Origin of the sequence: Bradyrhizobium symbiodeficiens (genome assembly GCF_002266465.3) — a bacterium.
In the GTDB taxonomy this organism is placed as follows: Bacteria; Pseudomonadota; Alphaproteobacteria; order Rhizobiales; family Xanthobacteraceae; genus Bradyrhizobium; species Bradyrhizobium symbiodeficiens.
This window is the reverse complement of the sequence record NZ_CP029427.2, coordinates 686588-713224: the sequence shown is the minus strand read 5'-3', so window position 1 is coordinate 713224 and position 26637 is coordinate 686588. Positions and strand designations below refer to the sequence as shown.

Annotated in this window: 28 protein-coding genes and 1 tRNA gene; 10 read left to right on the top strand and 19 right to left on the bottom strand. The window is 65.2% G+C overall.

Going from position 1 to position 26637, the window contains the following annotated elements; all coding sequences use genetic code 11:
• Positions 1 to 107: 107 nt before the first annotated feature.
• Genes CIT39_RS03305 through CIT39_RS03290 form a run of 4 tightly spaced genes read right to left on the bottom strand, consistent with a single transcriptional unit; the run spans position 108 to position 4116 of the window.
• Positions 108 to 929 carry an ABC transporter permease gene (locus tag CIT39_RS03305; RefSeq protein WP_162308323.1) on the bottom strand — a complete coding sequence of 274 codons (822 nt, stop codon included), beginning with the start codon at positions 927 to 929 and terminating at the stop codon, positions 108 to 110.
• Positions 922 to 1695: an ABC transporter ATP-binding protein gene (locus CIT39_RS03300; protein ID WP_094973409.1), complete on the bottom strand. Its 774-nt coding sequence runs from the start codon at positions 1693 to 1695 to the stop codon at positions 922 to 924. Before CIT39_RS03300 ends, CIT39_RS03305 begins: the two co-directional genes overlap by 8 nt.
• Before the next feature lie 16 nt (positions 1696 to 1711).
• Positions 1712 to 2716 (bottom strand): ABC transporter substrate-binding protein, encoded by a 1005-nt coding sequence (locus tag CIT39_RS03295; protein ID WP_094973410.1) that lies wholly within the window; start codon positions 2714 to 2716, stop codon positions 1712 to 1714.
• Between the two features lie 35 nt (positions 2717 to 2751).
• Positions 2752 to 4116 (bottom strand): FAD-dependent oxidoreductase, encoded by a 1365-nt coding sequence (locus CIT39_RS03290; RefSeq protein ID WP_094973411.1) that lies wholly within the window; start codon positions 4114 to 4116, stop codon positions 2752 to 2754.
• A 111-nt stretch (positions 4117 to 4227) separates the two neighbouring features.
• On the opposite strand from CIT39_RS03290, the gene CIT39_RS03285 reads away from it, so the two are divergent.
• The gene (locus CIT39_RS03285) at positions 4228 to 5112 is read left to right on the top strand and encodes a LysR family transcriptional regulator (RefSeq protein ID WP_094973412.1); all 885 of its coding nucleotides are present in this window, start codon (positions 4228 to 4230) and stop codon (positions 5110 to 5112) included.
• A 140-nt stretch (positions 5113 to 5252) separates the two neighbouring features.
• A complete protein-coding gene (locus CIT39_RS03280; protein WP_094973413.1) occupies positions 5253 to 5525 on the top strand; it encodes a hypothetical protein in 273 nt (90 codons plus the stop codon).
• A 3-nt stretch (positions 5526 to 5528) separates the two neighbouring features.
• On the opposite strand, the gene CIT39_RS03275 is transcribed toward CIT39_RS03280, so the two are convergent.
• Positions 5529 to 6332, bottom strand: a complete 804-nt coding sequence (locus CIT39_RS03275) for an enoyl-CoA hydratase-related protein (protein WP_094973414.1) — start codon at positions 6330 to 6332, stop codon at positions 5529 to 5531.
• 150 nt (positions 6333 to 6482) lie between these two features.
• Between CIT39_RS03275 and CIT39_RS03270 the strand changes: the two genes are divergently transcribed.
• Positions 6483 to 7457: a ketopantoate reductase family protein gene (locus tag CIT39_RS03270; protein WP_094973415.1), complete on the top strand. Its 975-nt coding sequence runs from the start codon at positions 6483 to 6485 to the stop codon at positions 7455 to 7457.
• A gap of 4 nt (positions 7458 to 7461) precedes the next feature.
• Here the strand turns inward: CIT39_RS03270 and CIT39_RS03265 are convergent, their stop codons facing one another.
• From CIT39_RS03265 to CIT39_RS03255, 3 genes are all read right to left on the bottom strand, one after another.
• Complete coding sequence (locus CIT39_RS03265) at positions 7462 to 8136, bottom strand: alpha/beta hydrolase family protein (protein WP_162308322.1); 675 nt, start codon at positions 8134 to 8136, stop codon at positions 7462 to 7464.
• 113 nt (positions 8137 to 8249) lie between these two features.
• The gene (locus CIT39_RS03260) at positions 8250 to 9806 is read right to left on the bottom strand and encodes an acyl-CoA synthetase (protein ID WP_094973416.1); all 1557 of its coding nucleotides are present in this window, start codon (positions 9804 to 9806) and stop codon (positions 8250 to 8252) included.
• On the bottom strand, positions 9803 to 10546 hold the full coding sequence (locus CIT39_RS03255; protein WP_094973417.1) for a TetR/AcrR family transcriptional regulator: 744 nt from the start codon (positions 10544 to 10546) through the stop codon (positions 9803 to 9805). Before CIT39_RS03255 ends, CIT39_RS03260 begins: the two co-directional genes overlap by 4 nt.
• An 87-nt stretch (positions 10547 to 10633) precedes the next feature.
• On the opposite strand from CIT39_RS03255, the gene CIT39_RS03250 reads away from it, so the two are divergent.
• From CIT39_RS03250 to CIT39_RS03230, 5 genes are read left to right on the top strand one after another with little or no spacing between them, the layout of a single operon-like run.
• Positions 10634 to 11815: a lipid-transfer protein gene (locus CIT39_RS03250; RefSeq protein ID WP_094973418.1), complete on the top strand. Its 1182-nt coding sequence runs from the start codon at positions 10634 to 10636 to the stop codon at positions 11813 to 11815.
• Positions 11816 to 11824: 9 nt separating this feature from the next.
• The gene (locus CIT39_RS03245; RefSeq protein ID WP_094973419.1) at positions 11825 to 12280 is read left to right on the top strand and encodes a MaoC family dehydratase N-terminal domain-containing protein; all 456 of its coding nucleotides are present in this window, start codon (positions 11825 to 11827) and stop codon (positions 12278 to 12280) included.
• The gene (locus tag CIT39_RS03240) at positions 12280 to 12687 is read left to right on the top strand and encodes a MaoC family dehydratase (RefSeq protein ID WP_094973420.1); all 408 of its coding nucleotides are present in this window, start codon (positions 12280 to 12282) and stop codon (positions 12685 to 12687) included. The genes CIT39_RS03245 and CIT39_RS03240 overlap by 1 nt, the downstream gene beginning before the upstream one ends.
• Before the next feature lie 20 nt (positions 12688 to 12707).
• The gene (locus CIT39_RS03235; RefSeq protein ID WP_094973421.1) at positions 12708 to 13535 is read left to right on the top strand and encodes an SDR family NAD(P)-dependent oxidoreductase; all 828 of its coding nucleotides are present in this window, start codon (positions 12708 to 12710) and stop codon (positions 13533 to 13535) included.
• Between the two features lie 13 nt (positions 13536 to 13548).
• Complete coding sequence (locus CIT39_RS03230) at positions 13549 to 14694, top strand: acyl-CoA dehydrogenase family protein (RefSeq protein WP_094973422.1); 1146 nt, start codon at positions 13549 to 13551, stop codon at positions 14692 to 14694.
• 1 nt (position 14695) lies between these two features.
• Here the strand turns inward: CIT39_RS03230 and CIT39_RS03225 are convergent, their stop codons facing one another.
• Positions 14696 to 15676 carry a helix-turn-helix domain-containing protein gene (locus CIT39_RS03225; protein WP_094973423.1) on the bottom strand — a complete coding sequence of 327 codons (981 nt, stop codon included), beginning with the start codon at positions 15674 to 15676 and terminating at the stop codon, positions 14696 to 14698.
• A 160-nt stretch (positions 15677 to 15836) separates the two neighbouring features.
• Here CIT39_RS03225 and CIT39_RS03220 point away from each other — a divergent pair, with 160 nt between their 5' ends.
• Positions 15837 to 16559 carry an alpha/beta hydrolase gene (locus CIT39_RS03220; protein ID WP_094973424.1) on the top strand — a complete coding sequence of 241 codons (723 nt, stop codon included), beginning with the start codon at positions 15837 to 15839 and terminating at the stop codon, positions 16557 to 16559.
• Between the two features lie 7 nt (positions 16560 to 16566).
• Here the strand turns inward: CIT39_RS03220 and CIT39_RS03215 are convergent, their stop codons facing one another.
• The 10 genes from CIT39_RS03215 to CIT39_RS03170 all read right to left on the bottom strand — a co-directional run bounded on the left by CIT39_RS03215 (position 16567) and on the right by CIT39_RS03170 (position 25757).
• Complete coding sequence (locus CIT39_RS03215) at positions 16567 to 17706, bottom strand: amidohydrolase/deacetylase family metallohydrolase (RefSeq protein WP_094973425.1); 1140 nt, start codon at positions 17704 to 17706, stop codon at positions 16567 to 16569.
• 155 nt (positions 17707 to 17861) lie between these two features.
• A complete protein-coding gene (locus CIT39_RS03210) occupies positions 17862 to 18620 on the bottom strand; it encodes a maleate cis-trans isomerase family protein (protein ID WP_244607647.1) in 759 nt (252 codons plus the stop codon).
• 5 nt (positions 18621 to 18625) lie between these two features.
• Entirely contained in the window at positions 18626 to 19537 is a 912-nt protein-coding gene (locus CIT39_RS03205; protein WP_094973532.1) for an ABC transporter substrate-binding protein, read from the bottom strand.
• A gap of 12 nt (positions 19538 to 19549) precedes the next feature.
• Positions 19550 to 20863: an MFS transporter gene (locus tag CIT39_RS03200; protein ID WP_094973427.1), complete on the bottom strand. Its 1314-nt coding sequence runs from the start codon at positions 20861 to 20863 to the stop codon at positions 19550 to 19552.
• Between the two features lie 119 nt (positions 20864 to 20982).
• Complete coding sequence (locus CIT39_RS03195; RefSeq protein ID WP_162308321.1) at positions 20983 to 21846, bottom strand: LysR family transcriptional regulator; 864 nt, start codon at positions 21844 to 21846, stop codon at positions 20983 to 20985.
• Between the two features lie 146 nt (positions 21847 to 21992).
• Positions 21993 to 22069: transfer RNA gene (locus tag CIT39_RS03190), tRNA-Arg, on the bottom strand.
• A 100-nt stretch (positions 22070 to 22169) separates the two neighbouring features.
• Positions 22170 to 23126 (bottom strand): tripartite tricarboxylate transporter substrate-binding protein, encoded by a 957-nt coding sequence (locus CIT39_RS03185; protein ID WP_094973429.1) that lies wholly within the window; start codon positions 23124 to 23126, stop codon positions 22170 to 22172.
• 50 nt (positions 23127 to 23176) lie between these two features.
• The gene (locus CIT39_RS03180) at positions 23177 to 23548 is read right to left on the bottom strand and encodes a cupin domain-containing protein (protein WP_094973430.1); all 372 of its coding nucleotides are present in this window, start codon (positions 23546 to 23548) and stop codon (positions 23177 to 23179) included.
• 27 nt (positions 23549 to 23575) lie between these two features.
• Positions 23576 to 24214 (bottom strand): RraA family protein, encoded by a 639-nt coding sequence (locus CIT39_RS03175; protein ID WP_094973431.1) that lies wholly within the window; start codon positions 24212 to 24214, stop codon positions 23576 to 23578.
• A gap of 25 nt (positions 24215 to 24239) precedes the next feature.
• On the bottom strand, positions 24240 to 25757 hold the full coding sequence (locus CIT39_RS03170; protein ID WP_094973432.1) for an AMP-binding protein: 1518 nt from the start codon (positions 25755 to 25757) through the stop codon (positions 24240 to 24242).
• A 232-nt stretch (positions 25758 to 25989) separates the two neighbouring features.
• Here CIT39_RS03170 and CIT39_RS03165 point away from each other — a divergent pair, with 232 nt between their 5' ends.
• Positions 25990 to 26610 carry a hypothetical protein gene (locus CIT39_RS03165; RefSeq protein ID WP_094973433.1) on the top strand — a complete coding sequence of 207 codons (621 nt, stop codon included), beginning with the start codon at positions 25990 to 25992 and terminating at the stop codon, positions 26608 to 26610.
• Positions 26611 to 26637: the final 27 nt, after the last annotated feature.

The following is a 26637-nucleotide window of genomic DNA, read 5'->3' as shown; positions in this document are numbered from 1 at the left end:
GGGGTGGATTAGTTAGCCGAAGGCGTAATCCACCGCTCTGCTTTCTGCGGAGTTAGAAGTGGTGGGTTACGCTTCGCTAACCCACCCTACGGGGCCAGTGATTGCCGCTACCGCCAGTGCAGCAACCGCGTCTCCAGCAGATTGATCACTTTCCCCACCGCCAGCCCGAACACCGACAGGATCACTACGCCCGCGAGCAGTTGATCCGTCTGCATCAGATTGCCGGCCTGCAACACGAAGGCGCCGATGCCGTACTGCGCGCCGATCATCTCGGCGCTGACGACGAGCAGCAGCGCCACCGAGGCGGTGATGCGGAAGCCGGCGAGGATCGCGGGCAGCGCGCCGGGCCAGATCACCTTGCGCACGATGGTGGCGAAGGGAACGTTGAAGCTCTGCGCCATGCGGATCAAATTGCGCGGCACGGCGTCGACGCCGCTATAGACCGAGATCGCGGTCGAGAAGAACACCCCCAGCGCGATGGTCGCGATCTTCGGCTCTTCGCCGATGCCGAGCCAGAGGATCAGGAGCGGCAGCAGCGCGATCTTCGGAATCGGGAACAGCGCCGAGATGAAGGTGATGCCGACGCTGCGCGCCAGTCGGGAGAGGCCGATGGCAAAGCCGACCACCACGCCGGCCGCGGTGCCGAGCAGCCAGCCGACGCCGATGCGCAGCAGCGACGCCGAGAGATGCTGCCAGAGCGCGCCGGAGACCGCGAGCTGATAGATCGCGCGCACGATTGCAGCGGGCGTCGGCAGAAATAGCGCATTGACGAGGCCGGTGCTGCCCGCCGCCTGCCAGATCGCGATGACCAGAGCGAGCGCGATCCAGCCGCCGAAACGGCTGCTGGCGGGAACAAAGCCGGCGCCGCGAAACCGCACGCGCCGCGTCGCTCCGTCCTTCGCAATGTCAGTCGCCGCGCGATCAAGCATGCTGGACCTCGCGCTCTGCATCAATGGCCTCGTTGCGGATCAGCGACCAGATCTGGTTCTGCAGCGCCAGCAATTTTTCGCGCGCCGCAGCTTCGCCGCGCTCGCTGCGCGTCATCGGCACGGTCACGACCTCGCGAATGCGCCCCGGCCGCCGCGACAGCACCACAATGCGGTCGGCCAGCCGCGCCGCCTCTTCGAGATTATGGGTGACATAGACCGCGCCCATGCCGCCGTCGGCGAGCAGGCGGACGAAATCCTCCACCAAGAGCTCGCGGGTCTGCGAATCCAGCGCCGACAGCGGCTCGTCCATCAGCAGAATGGCGGGCTTCACCGCGAGCGCGCGCGAGATGCCGACGCGCTGGCGCATGCCGCCGGAGAGTTGCTTGGGATAGGTGTTGCGGAAATCGGTCAGGCCCGTGCGACGCAACGCATCGTCGACAAGCGCGCGGCGCTGTGGGGCCGAGAGCTGAGTGTGCAGCAACGGGAATTCGACGTTGTCCTCGACGCTCGCCCAGGGCAGCAGCGCGAAATCCTGGAACACGAAGGTGAGCGGATTGAGGCTGCCCGCCGGCGGTGCGCCGCGCAGCTCCGGCGCGCCCGATGTCGGTTGCAGCAGGCCACCGAGGATCGACAGCAGCGTGCTCTTTCCGCAACCGGAGGGCCCGACAATCGCCACCACCTCGCCAGCGCCGACCGTGAAGGAGACGTCGTCGAGCACGGCGAGATCGCCGAAGCGATGAGTGATGCGGTTGGCGATCAGGTCCATAAGTTGCGTCCCGCTTTCAATCCGCCTTCACATAGTCCTTGGCGATGATCGCGTTCGCGTCAAAGCCCTTGTCGACGAAGCCCTGCTCCTGCAGCCATTTGATCTGGTTGTCGACGTTCTTCACGTCGAGCTTGCCGTCGGGATCGATATAGGCGCAATTGCCGACCACCTGCTCGACCGGGAGGTTGGTGTACTTTGCGATGATCTCCAGCAGCGGCTTTGTCTGGTCGTTGATCGGCGCAACACCGCCCTTCATCGCGGCGAGGATGACGTCGTGATATTCGCGGTCCGCCTTCGCCAAGGCGCCAAGCAGCTTCGTCACCAGCGCCTTGTTGGTCAGCATCTTCGGCGAGGCGAACACCGCACCCAGTTGCCACGGCGTTTCGTCGCCGACCCAGCCCAGGAATTTCGCTCCGCCTTCGTCCGTGAGCTTTCGCGCCGTCGAGATCGGCAGCAGCGCCGCATCGACGGTCTCGCCCTTCAGCGCGGCGGCGGCATTGGACAACGATTGCAGCGGCACGATCTTCACGTCCGCGAGCTTGAAGCCGTATTTGTCGGCGAGCAGGCCGAGCGAATAGTGGAAGGAGGAGCCGACCTGCGTCATCGCCACGCGTTTGCCCGCGAGGTCCTTCGGCGTCTTCAATCCAGCCGCGTAGGCGTTGTTGCTGGCGAAATAGCCGATCAGGGGATAGCCGGCCTTCTCGCGGCTCATGCCGCCGATCACCTTCAGCACGCCCTTGCCGGCGAGATTGTAGAGACCGGCGGTGAAGGCGGTGATGCCGAAATCGACGTCGCCCGACGTGGTGGCGACCGCGATCGGCTGTGCCGCGTCGAAGAATTTCAGCTCGACCTCGAGGCCGGCCTCGCGAAAATAGCCCTTGTCCTGCGCGATGAAGACCGGCGCGGAAGAGGACAGACGGAGCACGCCGATCCTGGCCTTCAGCGCATCCTCGGCATGGACTGTACCCATCGCCATGATCGCCAAAAGACTGGCTGCCGCGAGCCGCGCAATTCCGATCATCCTGCTTCCTCCGCCGCCGTTTATCTTGCAGTCCGTTACAGGCCCTCGGGCACCGGCTGGTCCCGTCCGATGAAGGCGCCCTGTTGTTTCAATGTTTCCTGCAACTTTTCAATGGGGATGTCGCGTGGAATCCGGTTTCCGGAGAGTGCCAATGCAGCGGCGGAACCGGCCGCCTCGCCCATCGCAAAACAGGCCCCCGAGACCCGCGCCGCGGACTGGCCCTCGTGGGTCATCGAGGCGCAACGGCCGGCGACCAGCAGATTGTCGACACCTTCGGGCACCAGCATCCGATACGGCAGCTCGTTGTAGCCGCGGGACTCCGGGATCGGTGGAAAAGTGAAGACGACGTCGCCGGGAACGTGAGCCTCGATCGGCCAGCCATTGACGCCAATCGAGTCCTCGAAGGAGGCGCAGCCGAGCACGTCCTCGCCGCTGAGCTGATAGCCGCCCTTGATACGCCGGGTCTCGCGGATGCCGAGTTGTGGCGGCAGGTCGACGATGTAGGACTTTTCGAAGCCGGGCACGGTGCGCAGGAATTCGAACGCGGCGAGCGCCTGTTTGCGGCCCTCGATCTCGCCGCGGGTGAGATCGTCGGGCTCGACGCCGTTGATGGCGTGGCCATCCTCGCGCGCCACTTGCGTGAAGTTCACACGCCACTCGATGCCGGATTTCTGCGGCCGTACGATGGCGCTCTTGCGCGGGAATGTGTGGGTGCCGGCGGCAAGCGCCTTTTCCATCAAATGCGGAATGGTGCGCCAGGCAGCGCCCGCCTTGTCAGGATCGATGCCGTTGAGACGGAGCATCATCGAGGGATACATCGGATGGCCGTGCGCATCGCCGATGTCGAATGGCGCACCGGCCCAGACGGCGAGGTCGCCGTCGCCGGAGCAATCGATGAAGATCTCTGATCGCACCGCCCGCCGTCCGGCCTTGGTCTCGACCATCAGCGCGTCGATGCGGCTGTTGTCGCCCATCACCACGCCGGCGCCGAGCGCGTGGAAGAGGATGTGCACCTTGTGGCTCGCCAGCAGTTGGTCCGCCGCGATCTTGTAGGCCGCGGTGTCATAGGCCTGGGCAAAGACCTTGCCGAGGATCAGATGCGGCGTGTTCAGGCCATTGAGCCGATCGATCCGCGCCAGCAGCTCGGACGCCATGCCCTGCACGAGGCGATGGGCCTGGCCGTAGACATTGCCATGCAGGCCGCAAAAATTGGTGACACCGGCAGCGGTGCCCATGCCGCCGAGGAACCCGTAGCGCTCGATCAGAAGCGTCTTTCGCTCTGCGCGCGCGGCTGAGGCCGCGGCGACGATGCCGGCCGGGCCGCCGCCGAGCACGACGACTTCATATTCGCCATAGAGCGGTACCTGTCGTGCCGGTTCTTCGATCATCGTGGCCCGCATGGCGCGTTCCTTCCCAAAATCTCTTGCTTGGGTTCGACTATGAATTAACGCAAGAGACGGTACAATCCACCAAAATACGCGATCAGTTTTCGCGAATCGAGAAAGGTCGAGATGGATATTCTCGTGAACCTCCAGGCCTTCCTTGCCACCGCGGATGCGGCCGGCTTCTCCGCCGCTGCGCGAAAGCTCAACGTTTCGACTTCGGTCGTCGCCAAGCGCGTCACACAGCTGGAGACGCGCATCGGCACACCGCTGTTTCATCGCTCGACCCGGCAGTTGCGGCTGACCGAGGCCGGACAGCGCTATGTGCATCGCGCACGAGGCGTGGTGACCGATGCCACCGACCTGCTCTCGCGCATGGGCGAGAAGGGCCACGATCTCGTCGATCACCTACGCATCAAGGCGCCGACCTCGCTGACCGTGGCTCGGCTCGCGGACGCTTTCAGCGCGTTCCAGACCCAGAACCCGAAGCTGAAGCTCGACATCGTGCTGATCGATCGCCCGGTCGATCCCGTCACCGAAGGATTCGACATCGCGATCGGCGCCTTTCCGCATTCGTTCGGCGGCGTGATCGACGAGCCGCTCTGCGCGCTGAAGCGGCTGCTCTGCGCCTCGCCCGCTTATTTGAAGAGGCACGGCACGCCAAAGCACCCGCGCGACCTCGTCGAGCATCGCTGCCTCAGCTTTCTGCCGACCGGCCCGGAATGGATCTTCGACGGACCGCGGGGCCGCATCAGCATCCAGGTCAGCCCGCTGCTCTCCTCCAACGAGGGCCATGTGCTGGCGAGCAGCGCCATCGCCGGCAACGGCATCGCACTGCTGTCGCATTATCTCGTGGCCGACGCCTTGCGCGACGGCACGCTCAAGCCGGTGCTGCGCGACTTTCCGATTCCGGAATTGTGGGTGAAGGCCGCGATCCCCGAGCGGCGGCGCAACGCCGCCGCGGTGCAGGCGCTGCTCACCCTGCTGAAAGCGTCACTCGCGCCGTCGCTGTAGGCCCGGTGGCGGTAGCCCGCATGAGCGAAGCGACATGCGGGACTTCTCGCGGCATTCCCGGATATCGGTTCGATCATCCGGACTACACGCCGTCAAGTTGGCAGTTGCCCTCGGTCAACGGACCTGAGAGAAGGACCGCCATGAATTCGACAGTCCTGAAATTCGCCCTGCCCGCCCTGGTCGCCGTCGCGATCTCAACCTCTTCCGCCGCAGCCGTGGAGCAAAGCTGCCGCTTCATCCAGGCCAAGCCCGAGCGCGAAGCCTGCTACAAGCGGCAGGAGGACGAGCTCGCCGCGAAGCGCAAGCCCGTTGCACCTGCCAATGACGGCCAATCACGCGACACGCTGCGCCAGATGCGACAGGATGACGATGCCGTCTATCGCAGCATCAACAACATCTGCCGCGGCTGCTGACGTTCAGCCTTTCCCGCCGCCCCAATTCCCCGCCCGCTTCTCCGCAAACGAGGCCAGCCCTTCCGCAGCTTCCGCGCTCTGGCGCTTGAGCGAATGCAGGTGGACGAGCCGCGCATACGCCGCATCGTCCACCGCCATGCCGCCGAACGAGCTCTCCAGCGCCAGCTTCTTGGTCTCGGCCATCGCCTCCGGCCCGTTGGCGAGCAGCTGCTCGACCACCTTGGCACCGGCGACTTCGAGATCGGCGAGCGGCACCACCTCGTGGACCAGACCGATGCGGCGGGCGTCCTCGGCACCGAAGCGCTCGCCGGTCAGTGCGTAGCGGCGGACCTGGCGCACGCCGATGGCATCGCAAAGCTGCGGGATGATGATCGCCGCCGTCAGGCCCCAGCGCACCTCGGTGATCGAGAACAGGGCATTGTCCGCGGCGATCACGACGTCGCAGCCTGCGATCACGCCGGTGCCGCCGCCGAAGCAGCCGCCCTGCACCAGCGCGACCGTCGGAATCGGCAGTGTGTTGAGCCGTTGCACGGCCTCGAAGGTCGCGCGCGAGGCCGCCTCGTTGGCCTCGGCCGATTGCGGCCGCACGCCGTTGATCCATTTGAGGTCGGCGCCGGCCTGGAAATGCTTGCCGTTTCCCCTGAGCACGACGACGCGCAAGTTGGGCTTCTTGCCGAGATCGTCCATCGCCGCGAGCACGCCCGCGATCAGCGCACCGTCATAGGCGTTGTTGACCTCCGGCCGGTTCAACGTGACGGTCGCAACCCCTCGCTCGTCAAGGGTCCACAGCACGGGGCTGGCAGTCATCGGCGATCCCTCCGGTCATTGTTTGCCCTGCACTATGGCCGAGGCAACGCATCCCGATCCATATCTTTCCAGCGTGGGGCGGTCGCGCCCATCGCATGGCGGCTTGTGTCATGGTGGCGCCGGGCGACAGTTTGGGACCAGGGAATCATCATGCGCATCTGCATTTTCGGCGCGGGCGCCGTCGGCAGCCACATCGCGGTCCGGCTGGCGCGCGCCGGTCATGATGTTTCATGCGTGATGCGGGGGGCGCATCTGGAGGCGGTCCGGGCCAATGGCCTCAAACTGCGCGTCGGCGATTCCGAGGTCTCCGCCAAGGTGAACGCCTCGGGCGATCCGGCCCAGCTCGGTCCGCAGGACGTCGTGATCTCCACGCTGAAGGCGACCGCGCTGACGGGACTGGTCGCCAGCCTCAAGCCGCTGCTTCAGGACGACACCGCCATCGTCTTTGCCCAGAACGGTATTCCCTGGTGGTACGGGATCGGCCTGCCGCCGCGGCACCCGACACCGCCGGACATGTCCTTCCTCGACCCCGGCGGACGCTTGCGCGCCTGCATCCCGAAAGAGCGGATCATCGGCGGCGTCGTCTTCTCCTCCAACGAGGTGACCGCGCCCGGCGTGGTGCAGAATCTCACCCCGGACCGCAACCGCCTGCTGATCGGGGAATGCGACGATCGCAATTGCAAACGGATCACCAAGCTGCGCAACGTCTTCAACGACGCGCGACTGGAATCGCCGCCGGTCGCCGAGATCCGCGAGGCGATCTGGTCGAAGCTGTTGATCAACATGTCGCTGTCGGTGCTGTGCCTGCTCACCGGCCAGACCGCGCGCGGCGTGCGCGACGACCCTGCCTTTGCAGACGTCATTCCGCGCATGTTGAACGAGGCCAACGACATCGCGCAGCACTTCATCCCCGAGGTCAAGCGCGTGACGCGCAGCGGCCCCGCCCCCAACCACAAACCCTCGCTGCTGCAGGATTACGAGCTTGGCCGCACCATGGAGATCGACGTGCTGGTGAAGGCGCCCGCCGCCTTCGCGCGCACCGCGGGCCTGTCGACACCGACGCTCGACCTGATCGCGGCGCTCGCGATTCAGAAGGCGCGAGACAAGGGGCTCTATTCCGCCTGAGCCGTCAGGCGAGATCGTCGATCCAGGCCGCGAGCGTGTCGAGCACCTCTGTGAGCGCCTCTTCGTTGCTGCGGCCGGACTTTTTCAGCACCGCGAAGGAGTGATCGCCGCCTTCGATCTCGTGCAGCGTCGCCTTCGCGCCGAGCTTCTGGACGACCGGCTTGAGGTAGCCGAGGTCGGCAAGCCCGTCGCGCGTGCCTTGCAGGAACAGCATAGGGATTGCGATGCTGGCGAGATGCTCGGCTCGCTCGGATGACGGCTTCTTGTCGGCATGCAGGGGAAAGCCCAGGAAGGCGAGCCCCCTCACATCGGGCAGCGGCTCCTTCGATTGCGCCTGCGAGGTCATGCGCCCGCCGAACGATTTTCCGCCGGCGACGAGCTTCAACCCGGGACAAAGCCGCGCCGCCTCCGCGACCGCCGCGCGGACGGCGGCGTGCGCGACGGCCGGCCGGTCGGGGCGCCCCTGCTTCTTCTCCATATAGGGGAAATTGAAACGGAGCGTCGCGATGCCGCGCTCGGCAAGGCCCACCGCGACTTTCTCCATGAACGCATGCCGCATATCGGCGCCGGCGCCATGCGCAAGAACGTAACAAGCGCGCGCATTCGCCGGCAGCTGCAGCAGTGCCGAGACCGGGTCTGCAGCTTCGATATCGAGTTTCAGCTCACGCGTCTCGATCAAGACCCGATGTCCCCGATGAATCCCGTCATTGGTAGCTGCGCGACCGCGATCTGGAAACACGAAACTTCGGGCGCCTGCCCCGAGGCCTGCACGCCGGACCGCGGACGGAAGAGTCAGCTCACCCGCCGGTCCCGGCCCTCCCAGAACGGCCTGCGCAGCTCGCGCTTCAGCACCTTGCCGGCGCCGGACAGCGGCAGCGGCGTCTCGGTGATATCGATGCTGCGCGGACATTTGTAGCCCGCGATCAACGTCTTCGTGAACTCGATCAGCTCGCCGGCCGAGACCTCGCTGCCACTGCGCCGCACCACCACGGCATGGACCTGCTCGCCCCATTGTTCATTGGGAATCCCGATGACGGCGCATTGCAGCACGGACGAATGCTGTGCCAGCGCGTTTTCGACCTCGACCGAGTAGACATTCTCGCCGCCCGAGATGATCATGTCCTTGACGCGGTCGACGACGTAGATGAACCCGTCCTCGTCCATGTAGCCGCCATCGCCGGTGTGCATCCAGCCATCGACGACGGCGCGCGCGGTCTCTTCCGGCCGTTCCCAATAGCCCATCATCACGGTGTCGCCGCGCACCACGATCTCGCCGACGCTTCCTGCCGGCGCCGGCTGATCGTTCTCGTCGACGATCCGGACCTCACATCCCAGCGTGGCACGGCCTGCGCCGCGGTGACGGCCCTTCCTGCGCCCTTCGCCGACGTGCTCGTCGGGGTGCAGCAGCGTCGCGATCGGCGACAATTCGGTCATGCCATAGGCCTGCGTGAAGCGCACATGCGGCAGTGCGCGCGCGGCGCGGTCGAGCACGGCCTCGCTGATCGGCGACGCCCCATAGATGATATGCTCCAGCGACGACAGGTCGTAGTTTGCGATCGCGGGGTGATCGACCAGCATCTGGATCATCGTCGGCACCAGCAGCACGTCGGTGACGCGCTCGTTCTGCATCGCAGCCATCACGCCTTCGGGCGTGAAGCCCTGAACGATCACGTTGGAGCCGCCGGAGAGCAGCAGGGAATACATCGCCGCCCCGTTGGCGAGGTGAAACATCGGCGCCGCGTGCAGATAGGTCGCACTCCCGGGAAACAATCCCTCACCGAGGGCATTGAGCGCGTTGGCCATCAGATTCCGGTGGCTGAGCATCACGCCCTTGGAACGCCCGGTGGTGCCGCCGGTGTAGAAGATGCCGGCGAGATCGTCGCCCTTGCGCATGGCGTCGGCAACCGGCGCGCTGCCTGCGACCACGTCCTCGTAGCTCTCCATCCCCGCCGGCACCTCGCCGTCGTCGGCATAGATCAGCTTCAGCCCCGGAATGGCGCCGGCGAGCTGCGCGCCGATTTGCGCGAAGGCCTTGTCCACCACCAGAACGGAAGCGCGGCAGTCGCGCAGCGCATCTTCGTTTTCCAGCGCGCTCCAGCGGATGTTGAGCGGCACGATCACGCCGCCGGCCCAGCCAGTCGCCAGATAGAGCTCGAGATAGCGGTCGGAGTTGAAGGACAGCATGGCGATGCGCTCGCCGTCCCTGATGCCGCGCGTGCGCAGCCCGCCGGCCAGCCTGGCGACGCGTTCACCGACGTCACCCCAGTTGCGACGCCGCTGGCCGTAGACGGTGGCGAGCCCGTTCGGATTGATCTGCAGCGCGCGCCGCAGGCCGTGCGTGATGTTCATCGCGTTCCTCCTCCTGTACGCTTCTTCCCTGTCGTCTTGTTTCCTGGGTTGCGCCGTTGCGGCGCCCCGGGCGTCTTCTTTATCGTGTGTTGCGGGCCGGCAGCCGCCAGGCCTTCGGTCAGCCGAGCCGTGAACTCGTCGGCGATCGCGGTCGGCGACAATCCGCCGTCCCGGCGATACCAGTGGCCGATCCAGTTGAGCGAGCCCGCGATCGCGAACGCCGCAAGCTTGGGATCGCAAGGATTGATCGACCCGTCGGCCATGCCTGCGGCGATATAGTCCCGGAACGTGGCGTCGATCCGCTTCTTGGCGGCGCGGGCGACAGCGGCGTTCCGCTCGGTCAGGTCGCGCAGGTCGAAGCGCACCAGGCTGGCACCGAAATCGGTCGCCATCAGCGCGGCATAGGCGTGCACCAGCTTGCGCAGCCTGGCGAGGCCCGAGCCGCTGCCGGCATTGATCTCGGTGATGACGCTGTCGACGAGCTCGGCGCCCATCGACCAGCATTCGAACAGGATCTCGTCCTTACCCCGGAAGTAATTGTACAGCGCGGGCTTGGTGATGTTCAGCCGCTCGGCGACCTCGTTCAACGTGACGCGATGATAGCCCTGCTCCAGGAACAGCTGCACGGCGGCGCGCAGCACCGCCTCGCGCTTCTCGTCCCGGGCGCGGCGCCGGCTCTCGAACGGCAGCCAGGGGGAGGATGGCGGGGATGACGGCGGAGTGGGCGGCGCTGAATCCATGCTCGACTGCGTTGACTCCGGAGGATATCGGCCGGTATATTACCCGCAGGTAAGAAGAAGTCCAACGGGTAAATTATCGGAGGAACGATGTCTGACGTCATCGTGGCAGGGGTCGGCATGATCCCGTTCGCCAAGCCGGGCGCCAGCGCGCCCTATCACGCGATGGGGACCGAGGCGACCAGGCTCGCGCTCGCCGACGCCGGCCTCGGTTACGACAAGGTCGAGCAGGCCTATGTCGGCTACGTCTACGGCGATTCCACGTGCGGGCAGCGCGCGCTCTACCATGTCGGGATGACCGGCATCCCCATCGTCAACGTCAACAACAATTGCTCGACCGGCTCGACCGCGCTGTTCATGGCCCGGCAGATGATCGCAAGCGGCGCGCTGGATTGCGTGCTGGCGGTCGGCTTCGAGCAGATGAAGCCCGGCGCGCTCGGCAGCGTCTACACCGACCGGCCGAGCGCGTTCGAGGAATTCGACGCGGCCGCGGACGAGCTGATCGACGCACCCGGCATTCCGCTGGCGCTGCGCTATTTCGGCGGCGCCGGGCTCAGCCACATGAAGAAGTACGGCACACCATTGGACGCCTTCGCCAAGGTGCGTGCCAAGGCGAGCCGCCACGCCAAGAACAATCCGCTCGCACTCTTCCGCAAGGAGGTCACGGCGGACGACGTCATGAACGACAAGGTGATCTGGCCCGGCGTGATGACGCGCCTGATGGCGTGCCCGCCGACCTGCGGCGGCGCCGCCGCGGTGCTGGTGTCCGAACGGTTTGCGGACCGGCATGGCATCGGCAAAGAGGTGCGGATCGCGGCGCAGGCCATGACCACCGACACGCCGTCGACCTTCAAGGCCGGCGACATGATGCAACTAGTCGGCTACGACATGGCAAAGGAGGCGGCCAGCCGGGTCTATGAAAGCGCCGGCGTCGGGCCCGGCGATCTCGACGTGGTCGAGCTGCACGACTGCTTCGCCCACAACGAGCTGATCACCTACGAGGCGCTCGGCCTCTGCGGCGAGGGCGAAGCCGGCAAGTTCATCAATGATGGCGACAACACCTATGGCGGCCGGATCGTGACCAATCCGTCCGGCGGATTGCTCTCGAAGGGGCATCCGCTCGGCGCCACCGGGCTTGCGCAGTGCTATGAGCTGACGCGGCAGTTGCGCGGCACGGCAGGCCCCACGCAGGTCGAGGGCGCGAAGGTCGCGCTCCAGCACAATCTGGGCCTCGGCGGCGCCTGCGTCGTCACCCTCTACAAGCGGCACTGATATCCCGCCATGGTCGATCAGTCCGCCGTAGGACGCTGCTTCACGCCCGTCACCGCGCGTGTGGAGCCGGGCCGTCTTCGCTACTTCCTCAACACGCTGGGTGAACAGAACCCGGTCTATCGCCACGCAGATGCCGCGCGCGCATCCGGATTCGCCGGCACGCCGGTGCCGCCGACCTATCTGTTCTGCCTGGAGATGATGGACCTCGACGATCCCTTTGAAATGTTCACCGCGCTCGACATCGATCTCGCCCGTGTGCTGCACGGCGAGCAGAGCTTCGTCTATCACGCGCCGGTTCTGGTCGGCGACACCCTGACGTTTCGTCCGAGCGTGACCAGCGTTACGGACAAGAAAGGCGGCGCGATGACGCTGATCGGCATCCGGTGCGAGGTGACCAACCAGCACGGCGTGCATGTCGCCGATACCGCGCGCACCATCGTCGTCCGCAACGAGGTGGCGTCGTGATGGCACCCGGGGACATCAAGACGGGCGACCGCATCGTCCACAAGGTCTTTCCGCCGATCACCCGCCACACGCTCGCGCTGTATTGCGGCGCATCTGGCGATCACAACCCGATCCATGTCGATATCGACTTCGCCAAGGCGGCGGGATTTCCGGACGTGTTCGCCCACGGCATGCTGGTGATGGCCTGCCTTGGCCAAGCGCTCACCGATGCGGTGCCGCCATCGAAGCTCCGCGCCTTTGCGACGCGCTTCGTCGCTATCACCCAACTCGGCGCCAGACTGACATGCGAGGGCACCGTGACCGAGCTCTTCGCCGAAGACGGCGAGCGGCGCGCAAGGCTCGCGCTCACCACCAGGGACGATTGCGGCGAGGTCAAGCTCGACGGCAGCGCCGTCATCGCGCTGTAACAGCAGGAGAACACATCCAAATGGCAAGGCTGCAGGGAAAGGTCGCACTCGTCACCGGCTCGGGCCGCGGCATCGGGCGGTCGATCGCACTCAAGCTTGCGCGCGAAGGCGCCAGGATCGTCGTCAACGACCTCGATGCCGGGCCCGGCGACGCCGTGGTCGGGGAGATCAAGGCGCTCGGCGGCGATGCCGTCGCCGTCAACGGCAGCGTCGCGGAAACGGGCTTCGCCGACCGCTTTGTCGGCGCCGCGCTGGACAAGTTCGGTGGGCTCGACATCATCGTCAACAATGCCGGCTACACTTGGGACTCCACCATCCAGAAGATGACGGACGAGCAGTTCCAGGCCATGCTCGACGTCCATCTCGTCGCGCCGTTCCGGCTCCTGCGCGCGGCGGCCGAGCCGATCCGCGTCTTCGCCAGGAAGGAAGCCGAGGAGGGCCGCGAGGTGTTCCGCAAGGTCGTGAACATCTCCTCGATCGCCGGCCTCTACGGCAATGCCGGACAGGCGAGCTATTCCTCGGCCAAGGCCTCCCTGATCGGATTGACCCGAACCATGTGCAAGGAGTGGGGCCGCTACAAGGTCAACGTCAATTGCGTCGCCTTCGGCCTGATCAACACCCGCCTGACCGAGCCGATCGAGGCGCAGCAGAAGACCATCGACGTCGCCGGCCGCGACATCAAGGTCGGCGTCCAGCCGCACATGCTGGAAGCGATGTCGCGGATGATTCCGCTCGGCCGCGGCGGGACGCCGGAAGAGGCGGCCGACGCCGTCTATCTGTTCTGTAGCCCGGAATCCAACTATATCAGCGGCCAGGTGGTCGTCGCCGGTGGCGGCCTGATTGTCTGAAAGCGAGGCGCCGATGCATTACCGATCATCGTGGATGACCGAAGAGCTGGACACGTTCCGCGACCAGTTCCGGAAATACCTCGCCAAGGATTTGGCGCCGCACGCCGAGAAATGGCGCGAGCAGAAAATGGTCGACCGCTTCGCCTGGCGCGGCCTCGGCGAGATGGGCGCGCTGCTGGCGAGCGTGCCGGAAGAGTATGGCGGCCTGGGTGCCAGCTTCGCCTATGACGCCGCGGTGCTGGACGACCTCGAAAGCACGGTGCCGGAGCTGACCACCGGCGTCTCCGTGCACAGCGCCATCGTCGCCCATTACATCCTCAATTACGGCTCGGAGGAGCAAAAGAAGCGCTGGTTGCCGAAGATGGCCTCAGGCGAGATGGTCGGCGCCATCGCCATGACCGAGCCCGGCACCGGCTCGGACCTGCAGGCGGTCAAGACCACAGCTAAAAAGCAGGGCAATTCCTACGTCATCAATGGCCAGAAGACCTTCATCACCAACGGCCAGGCCGCCGATCTCGTCATCGTGGTCGCGCGCACCGGCGACGTCGGCGCCAAGGGCATTTCGCTGATCGTGGTCGAGACCGCGGGCGCCGATGGCTACAAGCGCGGGCGCAACCTCGACAAGATCGGACTGCATGCCTCCGACACGTCGGAGCTGTTCTTCGACAACGTCACGGTTCCGCCCGAGAACCTGCTCGGCAAGGAGGAAGGCCAGGGCTTCGTCCAGCTGATGCAGCAATTGCCGCAGGAGCGCCTTGCGCTCGCGGTTGGCGCCGTCGCCGCGATGGAGCGCGCGATAAAACTCACCACCGACTACACCAAGGAGCGGAAAGCCTTCGGCAAGCCGCTGATGGATTTCCAGAACACCGCCTTCAAGCTCGCCGAACGCAAGACCGAAGCGATGATCGCGCGCGTCTTCGTCGACTGGTGCATCGAGCGCCTGGTCGCAGGCGACCTCGACACCGTCACCGCGTCGATGGCGAAATACTGGTGCTCGGAGAAGCAGGTCCAGACCGCAGACGAATGCCTCCAGCTGTTCGGCGGCTACGGCTACATGCAGGAATACCCGATCTCGCGCATCTTCATCGATTCCCGCATCCAGAAGATCTACGGCGGCACCAACGAGATCATGAAGCTGCTGATCGCGAGGTCGCTGTAGATCAACGCGCACGCCAGTCGCGCGGCCGGCAGCCGAAACGCTGCTTGAAGCGCCGGGTGAAGTGCGAGAGGTCCGAGAAGCCCCAATCGAAGGCGATGGCGCCGATCGCACGGGCCGCCATCTCGGGATCCCCGAGATCCCTGGCCGCTCCGTCGAGCCGATGGTCGATGACATAATCGGTGAAGCTGGAGCCCGATCGTGCCAGCAGCTTGTGCACGTACCGCTCGCTGATGCCGACGGCCTCGGCGACATCGGCGACCGCAAGGCCGGGCTCGCGGAGCCGCCGGTGAATGGCGCGCTTCAGCGCCAGGGTGGTTGCGTCGGCAAGACTCTCGGACGCCGCAGCGCCTGCCCGACTCCGCCGCGACAGGCTCACGGCGACCAGTTCGATCAGCGCCCGGAACAACCGCACGCCCTCCTGCTCGGTCATGCGCAGCGCGCCGTCGCTGAGCGTGCGCGCCGTCTCCACGATGAGATGGCCGACAAAGGGGTCGTCGGAGACTCGGGACGCGGCGACGTCGAACGACGCCGGCAAGCGTTCGCGCAGAACCTCCGCCGGCACCCAGAACGAGACGACCCGCAATTGCGGACCACGGTCGTGCAGAAGAGCGAACTGCCGATCGCTGTCGAAAATTCCGACCTGTCCTGACGACAGACTGATCTCGCGGCCGTCCTGCCGAATGCGGCAGCGGCCGGCCAGCTTCAGATTGAGATAGAAGCAACTGCGGTCGGACGCCGCGATGTCGGCCGCGGAACGACGCACCACGTGCTCGGGAAAGCTGACGCGATTGATCGCGGCATCGCCGAGCCTGACATTCTCGACACTGGCGCGGAAGCCCGCGGCCGCCATCGGCTCCGGGGTCAATTTCATAAAGGCCTGGCAGACTGCCTCGCGGTAGTAGGCAAATTGCTCGCTTGGCCTGATATCCGCGGTGTCCCAGGCCGATTGGCGTGACGGAACGGCGCGCTCGATCTCCTGCATCGGTTCACTCCGAGACCAATCCGGTTCACTTCCAGCCAAGCGGCAAATAACCAGCCGGTTCACACTTCGCACAACAAGAATTGTCCGCTGCGTGCCTCGCGCGAGCCGCAAGGGGGCCTACGTCTGTCGATCTAACCACACCCTCAGGAGGGGCCACAACATGTCGACCTACGTTCTCGTTCACGGGGCATGGCACACCGGTGCCGAGTTCGAGCCTGTCGCGGCACCGATCCGTGCCGCCGGGCACCAAGTCTACACGCCTACGATCAAGGGCAACCGCCCGGGCGATGCCAAGACGACGGGACTGAAGGAAGCGATTCAGTCGATCGCCGACTATCTTGCCGAAAATAATCTGAAGGACGTCATCCTGCTCGGCCATTCCTATGGCGGCATGATCATTACGGGCGTTGCCGACCTCGCGCCGGAGCGTATCCGCCGCCTGGTCTACTGGAATGCCTTCGTGCCCAACAATGGCGAATGCCTCAACGACATGGTGCCGCCGCACTATATCGGACTGTTCGACACCATCGCGGCCGAACGCGGCGACGGCTCAGTGGTGCTGCCGTTCCCGGTCTGGCGGGAAGCTTTCATCAACGATGCAGATCTGGAAACGGCGCAGCGCGCCTATAACGTCCTCAATCCGCATCCGCTGGCGACCTTTACCGACATCACGCTCAAGACCAATCCGGCCGAGATGCCGCTGGCAAAATCCTACATCAACTGCACCGAAGACACCGCGATGCCGCACGGCTATCCCTGGCATCCGCGGCTGTCGGAAAAGCTCGGCCTCTTTCGGCTGGTCCAGGTGCCCGGAAGCCACGAACTATGCTTCTCCGACCCGGCGCGGTTGGCCAAGGCCATCATGGAAGCGGGACGCGACTGACATACGCTCACTTCGGATGCCACCACCGGCCGCCGATGACGACGCCTTCGGACACGAACTTGCGGTCGCCGATCAAATGCTCGCCGACGACGTCCTCATAATCGAACTGGCCTTGCTTCACCGTAACAAGCGTGGCGTCGCCGACGCTGCCGGGCTTGAGGCTGCCGAGCTCGGGGCGGCGTAGCGCCATCGCCGCGTTCACCGTCGAGGCCGCAATCACGTCGGACAGCTCCATGCCCATGCAGAGGAATTTCGACATGGTCGTGACCTGGTCGAAGGCCGGGCCGTCGATGCAGAGCTGGTGGATGTCCGAGGAAATCGTGTCCGGATAGAAGCCGTTGGCGAGCATGGCGCGCGCGGTCTTGAAGGCGAACGAGCCCTTGCCGTGGCCGATGTCGAACAGCACGCCGCGTTCGCGCGCGTCCAGCACCGCCTTCTTTACCGTGCCTTGCGCAGTCGCCGGCGTGTTGGGAAAGGGACGGAACGCATGGGTGAGCACGTCGCCGGGACGCAGACGGGCCAGCACCTCCTCATAGCTCGGCGGCGGATGGTCGATATGCGCCATCAAGGGCATGCCGACCTCGTTGGCGACCTCGAGCGCGATGTCGAGCGGGACGGCCCCTGAGGTCCCCGACGAGTGCAGGCCGACGCGCACCTTGATGCCGACGATGAGATCGCGATTGGCGTCCGCCACCTTCGCGGCCTCGATCGGATTCATCAGCCGCAACTCCTCGCTTTCGCCGACCATGATCCGGTGCGAGAAACCGAAGATGCCGGCATGCGAGACGTGCAGATAGGCGAGGATGCGAACCTGGCTCGGCTCGATCACATGCTTGCGAAAGCCGGCGAAATTGCCGGGGCCCGCGCTGCCGGTGTCGACCGCCGTGGTGACGCCGGAGAGCCGGCAGAATTCCTCGGCGTCGATCCCGAGCGAAGTGCCGCCCCAATAGACATGGGTGTGGAGATCGATCAGCCCGGGCGTCACGATGAACTGCGAGACGTCGCGCACCTCGGTCCCCGGATCAGCCTTGAGCCCGGTCCCGACCGCGGCAACCTTGCCACCGGCGAAGGCGACGTCGGTTATGGCATCGAGCTTCTGGGATGGGTCGACGACGCGTCCGCCGCGCAGGATCAGGTCGAAAGGCATTCTGGTCTCCGAATGTCGCGATGAGGCAGCCGCCCCTCAATCGGCCGAAGGAAGGACCCCCTTCTAGCAATTTTCACGCCGTCACACCCGGCAAACGGCAGTCTTGTGCGCAAAAATCTCGCTGCGCTGTCCGGCAACAGGAGCCGGCGGCCAGGTCAGGCCTGCAGTACCGGCTGCCTCACGCCAGCGCCCGTCAAAAAGAGACTGCCGTAACTCTCCGGCAACTCGTCGATCCCGTTCGATGCCAGCAAATGCCACACCATACACTGGTTGCTGGTCAACACGGGGACGCCGACGTGCTGCTCGAGGTGAGCGATCATGGAAGCAGATTTGATCGCCGTGCAGCTGATGAGGCAGGCATCCGCACGCGGGCCGACCTTGTCCTTCGCCCATTCGAGAATCTCGTCCGGCGACAGCTTTGCCATATCGCCATTCGTATTGATTCCGAGATGCGCACTGCCATCGACGGCAAAGCCATTCTGCTTGAGAAACGCAATTTCGCGGTCGTGAACTTCCTCGATGTAGGGCGTGAGGAGCGTCACGCGCTTGGCGTCGAGCCGCTTCAAGGCCTCGACGATTGCGTCGGCTGTAGTGAAGCATCGGGTATTCGTCGCGGACAGGATCCGATCGCGAATACCCTCGGCGAGGTCCGGCGCAAAGGTCGACACGGCCGTACAGTGAAAGACGATGACATCGACGCCAGCATCCGCGAGCAGCCTGGAGGCCGGCTCGAGCTGTTCCAGCATCTGCATCAGCTCCGCTTTGGAACTGCCGCGCAGCGGCAATCTCGTCACGAGCGACGAGACTTCGGCCGGGAGCATGGCCCGGATCTCCGGCTCGGCGACCGAATTTCCGGAGGGAACGAGCAAGCCGACGCGAAGCCGGCTACCGTAATCGATGTCCGGCAGCTTCATGATCGTCACGCCGCCGCGACCTCGTGCTGTGCCGCGTGGAGATAGCTCCGGTTGATGTAGTCGGCCGCCGACGACTTGACCCGGTTCGGAACGGCGCGGATCAGCGAGCTGATTTCGATCAAAGCCTGAACCGCGTCGTTGTTCGCGTCACCGTCGCGAGGGAATATCTCGTCCTTGACGTATTCATCCCAAGCGCGCTCGGCGTAGCGCTGGGCGACACCGGTTTCCTGCATCGCGATCGCGGTTGTCCCCTCCCGATTGTCGAAAAACCATCGGTGCGCTCTGACGAAGGCGCGCATGAAGGGCGCCATGATGTCCGGGTTGGCCTTGGCCCAGCGGCCATCGACGTTCAGAGAAGTAAACTGGAAATACGGCACTTCCTGGCGCGGCTCGCAAAGGCTCGGAAAGCCCTGATCGACCGCCATATAGTTCAGCGGAGCGCCTTGCAGGCCCGCATCGATCTCGCCGGACTGCAGCATCTGCCACCGCGCCAGGATGGGACCCACGGCCTGCATCTTGTAGTCGCGCGGGTATTCGAGCCCCCTCGCCGACATCAGCTTCATCACCAGCGACGAGCTGCCTGCCTCGATCGAGGACACGCCGATCGTCCCGCCGCGCAGGCCCTCGAACCCCCTGACGTTCTTTCCGGCCACGAACGAGAAAGGAAGCCGATTGACGTTGCCGCCGATGATCTCGAGAAAGCCGCCGCTCTCGCTGTCGAGGACGACATGCTCGGTGATGCCGTAGCCGAGCTGGGCCCGGCCATCGCGGATGCGATTGGTGACCTCATCGACGCCCTCGTATAGCTCGATGGCGACGTCGAGACCCTCGTCGGCGAACATGCCGCTATGCTTGGCGATCCAGAGCGGCAGGTTGAAGTAGTTGCGCGAGACCGCGGTGAAAGTGATCTTCTTCATCGGCATAACCTCTCAAGCAATCGATGTTGCGCTGGCCCGCTTCACAGGAACCTGGGCATCGTCCGCCAGGGTGATCGGCTTGTGCGCCCCGAAGGTGATCACGACCGCGCCGCCAAGCAGCAGGACGCCCGCGATCAGAAATGCGCCGGAGAAGCCGCCGGTCGCGGCGACGACATAGCCGGTCACGATCGGCGCGGCGGTGCCGAACAGGTTTCCGCCCATGATCAGCAGGCTGGTGGCGACGCCGTTGTAGCGGCCATCGGTCATGAGATCGGCGGTCAGGGCGATGTTCATTGCCATGGCGGTCGCAACGCACGCCAGCGACACGCTGATCAACGTCTCGATCAGCCAGATCGATTCGACGAATGGAGCCGCCAGGATCACGGAAGACAGCAGCAGCATCGCCGCGATCAGCTTCCGCCGGTCGCTGTTGCTGGCGCCCGAGCGCTTCAGCAGCTTGTCGCTGAACCAACCCAGGCCAAGACCGAGCAACGCGGCGACGCCGTACGGGATCGCGGAGAACAGGCTGGATTTCAGGATGTCCATGCCGCGTGACGCGGCCAGATAGCTCGGCAGCCAGGTCATGAACAGATAGAGCGTGTAGCCGGCGCAGCCCTGCGTCAGGGCGAGCGCCCACATCGACGAACTGCCGAGCAGGCCCTTCAAGGCGCCCAGTTGGTTCAGCCTCGCTGCACCGCCCGGAGCGATCGCGCCACGATTGGCAACGATGAAGTCGCGCTCGTCGGCGCTCAGCCACGCCGCCTTTTCCGGCTGCCGGTACAGCAGGTACCAGAGCAGCGCGAGAGCGACACCGGCAGCGCCGGTGAGATAGAAGGATTCACGCCAGCCGAACTCGACGATCAATGAGCCGACCACCACGGAGCCGAAGCAAAGTCCCGCATGCGCGCCGGAATTGAGAAACGCAGCGGCAACGCCGCGCTCACTCTCGGGCGCCCATTCGCGGATGATCTTGCCGCCGGCGGGATAGCTCGCGGACTCGCCCACGCCGAGCACCAGGCGCGACGCGAAGAGCGATGAATAGGTCGTGGCGAGTCCGGTCCAGATTCCGGCCAGCGACCAGATGCCGAGCGTCGCATAGGTGACGGCGCGACCGCCGAACCGGTCGGCGACCAGACCCATGGGGATCAGGCAGATCAGGTAAGTCCAGAGAAAGGCAGAAAAGATGTAACCCATATCGATGGGCGATAAGCCATAACTCTCCGACAGAGGCTTGGCCGCGACCGACAGGTTCACCCGGTCCAGATAATTGATGAACATCAGCACGAACAGGCCGACGTAAACGCAGTAGCGCCGCTTGGAAATCATCGTATCCCTCCCGTTCCATTGCTTTGTTGTGGGGAACGTTGACCGACAATGTCACAGGACGGACTAAGAAATATAATTCATAATGTTCATATCGAACATGAGCTACATTCATTCGCGAGCTAGAACTGCCCGGCAACGAGCCTGCGAAACCAGTTATGGCCGGCGTCGCCGCTGAATCGCGGATGCCATTCCAGATCGATCGCGAAGGTCACGTCATCGAGGGGGAAGGGCCGCGTCGTGACCTGTTCCGCCGGCTGCTCCTGATCCCTGGTCCACCGTGCGGGGATCGCAGCGAGCAGATCGCTGTTGGCAACGATATGGATCGCGTCGCGCCAACTCGGAACGCTGAAGACGACATCCCGGCGAAGTCCGCGAATGCGTAGCGCATCGTCGATGATGTTGGAGCCGATCGTTCCCACCACCTTCACATGGGAAAGCGCCGCATAGGACGCGAGAGTCATCGGCTTGCGGCGCGCGGGGTGCGACTTTCGCATCAGGACGACGAACTTCTCGTCGACGACACGCAGCCGTTCGCGGCGACCGATCACCCCGCCAGAAGCGGCAAGACGCACATGGATTTCGTCGCCGACGATTTCGTCCTCACGGGGATCGCCGGTGAAATGGGTTGCAAGAATGCGGACCCCGGGCGCCTCCTGCCGTAGGATCGGACACAGGCGCCGAAGCAGATGGCTCGAGACATATTCGGACAGACGAAGGGAAAACGTCCGCTCCGCGGTCGCGGGATCAAAGGCCGCAGAACCATCGATGGTCTGCTCCAGTTGTTCCAGTGCGAGCCGCGTCGCGCTCGCAATCTCGAGCGCCCGTCGCGTCGGCTCCACTCCAGTCGGGGAGCGGACGAAGAGTTGGTCGCTGAACGCAGCGCGCAGCCGCCGCAGCGAATGGCTGACAGCCGACTGGGTCAGGCCCAGTCTCTGCGCCGTCCTGGACACGCTCTTCTCGGCGACGAGCGCCTCCAGCGTCACAAGCAGGTTGAGATCGATCTTTCGAGGCCGCATCCGTAAGGACTACGAAATTGGGCTCCAGGACGCCACGATTTCGTGACGCCTGCCGAATACCGTAAGCGCCTTGCGCGGATCTCGGACTTATCTCTCGCAAGAGAAGAGCAGGCTGGCGATCCCGGCATGACTCGAACATGCGACCTACGGTTTAGGAAACCGCCGCTCTATCCGGCTGAGCTACGGGACCGCGGAACCCGCTCGTCGCGGGTTGCCTGAGGTGTACATATCAAAGCGAGGGCCAAACCGGAAGCCCTCGCCGCGATCAATGCAGCCGTCGGCGGGCGGGTCTACGCCCTGATATTATTGTCCTTCACCACCTTGCCCCAAGTGGCGACCTGCTTGTCGAAGAAGGTCTTGAAGGCTGCGCCGTCCTGGAGCAGCAGCGTCATGTGCTGAGTGTCCTTGAGCTGGGCGGCGGTCGCGGGCTCGCTCAGGATTTCCTTGGAGGCCGCCGCGAAGGCTGCGACGACATCGGGCGGCGTGCCTGCGGGCGCGAAGATGCCCCACCAGGCCAGCGTCTCGAAATCCGGAAAGCCCGCCTCGATCGCGGTCTGCGTGCCAGGCAGGGCCGGCAGCCGCTCGCGGCCGAGCTGCAGGATCGGATGCAGCATGTTAGTGCCGAGCTGGGCGGCGACCAGCGCCGCCGATCCCGCGATGAGATCGACATGGCCGCCGAGCACGTCGTTCATCGCCGGCCCGCCGCCGCGATAGGGCACGTGCATGATCTCGACGCCGGCCTTGCTGCCGAGCACGGTCATGGCGAGATGGCCGAGCGTGCCGATGCCGACCGAGGCGTATTTCACCGCGCCCGGCGTCGCCTTGCAGGCCGCGACCACGTCGGCGAAGCTCTTGTAGGGACGGCCGGCGCCGGCGGCGATCACGTAGGGCGCGGTGCCGATCAGGAGCACCGGCATCAGCTCGCGCTCGACGTCGACCGGCGGCTTGTCGAGGATCGACGGGATCACCGCGTGGGAATCGAAGGTGACCAGGAACGAGGTGCCGTCCGCCGGGCTCTTGGCGACCTGCGCCGCGCCGAGCGCGCCGGCCGCGCCCGACTTGTTCTCGACCACGACGATGCGGCCGAGCTTGGTTTGCAGGCTGGCCTGCAACAGCCGCGCCATCGCGTCGGTCGAGCCGCCCGGCGGAAACGGCACCACCAGCGTGATCTTTCCGGCCTGCGCGCTTGCCGGCGTCAATGCGAGAATGGCCGGTGCGGCCAGCAGCGTGCGTCGTGTGATCGTCATGGTCCCCTCCCGTTTTATCTTGCGCTCGGCTTTGTGCCCTTTGGCGCTTGCTAGGTCGTGCCGAAGCCCGATCCTGCTTTCTTGTATTCTGGCCGAGGCGGACTGAAGATGTCCAGCACCCGGGCACCTTCGGGTCCGGCGCGCATGGTGTGCGGCACATTGCCCGGGGTGCGCCAGAAATCGCCCTTCTTCACCGCAATCTCCTCGTCGCCCTGGACGCGGATCGCGGAGCCATCGAGCAGCACGCCCCATTGCTCCTCGGGATGATGGTGCAGCGTGCCTTGCGCATGCGGGGCCAGCGTCACCACCGACAGCATCGCCTGCTCGCCGGAGAAGATGCGCGTGGTCACCCCCGCCGTGAGCTCGCGGAACAGCCCGTCGCTGGGATCGTCGATATTGTGGAATTCTTCCTTCTGACTCACGCCAACCTCCCCTTCGTTCTCGCCTGATCAGGATTTTCCATACGAGCCCTGATAGCGGCCCTCGCGGATCGCCTTCAGCGTCTCCTCCTCGCGCGCGACCTGGGCGCGGACTGCCTCCAGCAGCGCCGCCGCGCCCGCGGCGGGAAACGACACCACGCCATCCTCGTCGCCGACGACGATGTCGCCGGGCGAGATCACGCTGCCGCCGATCGTGACGGGCACGTTGATCTCGCCGGGACCGTTCTTGTAGGGACCGCGGTGGATCACGGCACGGGCGTAGCAGGGAAAATCGTCGGCCGCGAACGCCGCGACATCGCGGATCGCGCCGTCGATGACGTAGCCTTCGGCTTTGCGCCATTGCGCGATGTTCTTCATGATCTCGCCGACCAGCGCGCGCGTTTCGTCGCCGCCGCCGTCGACTACGATGACGTCGCCGGGGCCGACCAGTTCGAGCGCCCGGTGGATGGCGAGATTGTCGCCTGGGCGGGTGCGCACCGTGAAGGCCGTGCCCACCAGCTTGGCCCCGCGGTGATAAGGCTTCAGCCCGACCGCGCCGGGGAGGCGGGCGAGATTGTCTGAAATGACCGAGGTTGGCGCACCGCGAAAGCCCTCGATGATCCCGGCCGGCGGCTTCGGCACGCTGTTCGCTGCAATGGTGATCGTCATGTCCCAGAACCCTTCCGTGTTTCTCTTATTCAGCGTGCGCCCGTGCCTTCGCCGGCCATATCCGGAAGGCGCGCCCCTCCTTCATCCACGCTGCGCGCTCGTCGCGCAACAGGGTGCGGCGGACTTTTCCGGAATCATCGCGCGGCGGCGCGCCGACGAACTCGAAGCTTTCAGGGTGCTTGTAGCGGCTGAGCCTGTCCTTCAGGAACTCCGCCATGCCGTCGGCGATCGCCTGGCCATCGCTGTCCGGCTCCGGCTCGATGATGGCGTGCACGCGCTGGCCGAGCTCCGGATCGGGCAATCCCACCACCACGCAGGAGCGCACGCCCGGGCACTCGGAGACCGCAGCCTCGACCTCGGCCGGATAGATGTTGGCGCCGCCGCGCAGCACCATGTCGGCGAGGCGATCGCCGAGATAGAGATAGCCTTCGGCATCCAGCTGGCCGATATCGCCGAGCGATTCCCAGCCGTCGCTGCGCCGCTTCGGCTCGGCGCCGAGATAGTGATAGGTGGCGTCCCTGCCGTCATTGTTGAGGAAATAGATCTCGCCGGTCTCGCCGGGCGCGACGTCGCTGCCATCCTCGCCGATGATGCGCAGCTTCGCCATGTCGCCGATCTTGCCGACCGAGCCCTTGTGCGTCAGCCAGTCCGTGCCCGAGATGATGCAGGCGCCCTGCCGCTCGGTGCCGCCATAGAGCTCCCAGATCCGCTCCGGGCCGAGCCAGGCGATCCAGTTCTCCTTCAGCCAGGGCGGCATGGGCGCCGCCATGTGAAACACGGTCTGCAGGCTCGACAGATCATAGGCGTTGCGCACCTGCTCCGGCAGCGCCCAGATCCGGTGCATCATGGTCGGCACGAAATTGATCCATTGCACGTGCTCGCGTTCGATCTGCCGCAACGTCTCCTCGGCATCGAACTTGGTAAGACCGGTGAGCTTGCCGCCGGTGAACAGCGCGTAATGCGACACGATGAACGGCGCATTGTGATAGAGCGGCCCCGGGTTGAGCAGCGAAACCCCGAAGGGAATATTCAGCGGCGGCGCGGCGACCGTGTCGGTCACGGCCGGCTGATGATCGAGGATCACTTTCGGCCGGCCGGTCGAGCCGCCGGAGGTCATGGCCTTCCAGTAGCGCGCCACCGGCGGAGCGAGCGCCTCATCCGAAAATCCTTCCGGTACGAAATCCGCCGGCAGACGATTCGGCGCGTTCCAATCGGCCTCGCCGCCGACCACCAGCGCGGGCTTGAGAATGTCGAGCACGGCAGCGGCCTCGCCGCGCGGCAGCCGCCATGACAGCGAGGTCGGCGTCGCCCCACACTTCCACACTGCAAAGGATGTCTCGAAGAACGCATTGCCGTTGGGCAGTCCGATCGCAACGAAATCGCCGGGCCTGACGCCCTTGGCCGCGAACGCCCGCGCCCGCCGGTTGGCACCGCGCTCGAGCTGGTCCCATGTCAGCGTGTCCTGCCCATGGCGGATTGCGATCGTGCCTTGCGGTTTGCGTTCAGCGTACCAGCGCGGCACGTCGGACAGGGGCAGCAACATCAGGCGTTTCCATTTCGTCTTCTTGGCGTCGCCTCGGGAGTGAGGCGCTCGCAAGGCGAAGTGTAGCATCCAGCCGGAGCGACGCTGTGACTCCTGCGCCACGTCAAGCGCAAAATGTCAGCATTGCAGCCATGAAATTCCCAAGTTCCATGGGTGACAAGCCGGCGATAAAGGGGCAAAAATCCGACTCGACTCAGTTTGGGTTGAGTTTTGCAAGGAATGCTCTCGTAGAATGTCTCCCGTAATTGCATGGCCTCGTGCGGCGCTGCTTCCCGTCACCGCAGCAGGATTACTCCTGCTGGCGATGCCGCATGCCCAGGCGCAATGGTGGAAACGCGCGCCGGTCGACTTCGAGGAATGCGCCGACGCCGCCGAGAAGGCCGCGACCAAGGCCGAGAAGACATCCGCGCTCGCCGATTGCAACGCCAAGTTCGCCGGTCGCCGCAAGCCGGGGGGCGGCTACTCCTACTACGATTTCCTGCAGGATCGCACCTTCGACATCGCCGGCCCCAATCCGACGCCGGAGGAGCAGAAAAAGATCGACACAGCCTATACCGCCTATCTCGCCAAAGAGCGCCGCAACAACGAAGCGGCCGAGGCTGCCGCCCGTCAGCAGCGCGAGCAGCAGGAACTGCAGGCGCGGCAGCTCCAGCAGGTCGCGCTACGAACCGAGGTCGCGCGCGTGCCTGTCCCGGTCGAGCGGCCGAAAGTCCAGCAGACCGTCGGCCAACGAAAAGGCGCGCCCTGCGCCAAGAGCTCGTTCTCCTGCGAATGGCCGCGCCTGTCGGAAAGCCTGAACGATCTGAAGAAGCTGTTCAATCCGCCCCCGAGCAAGCCGGCGAAGAAGGGCTGAATTTCTAGCACTCGCTTGTAGGGTGAG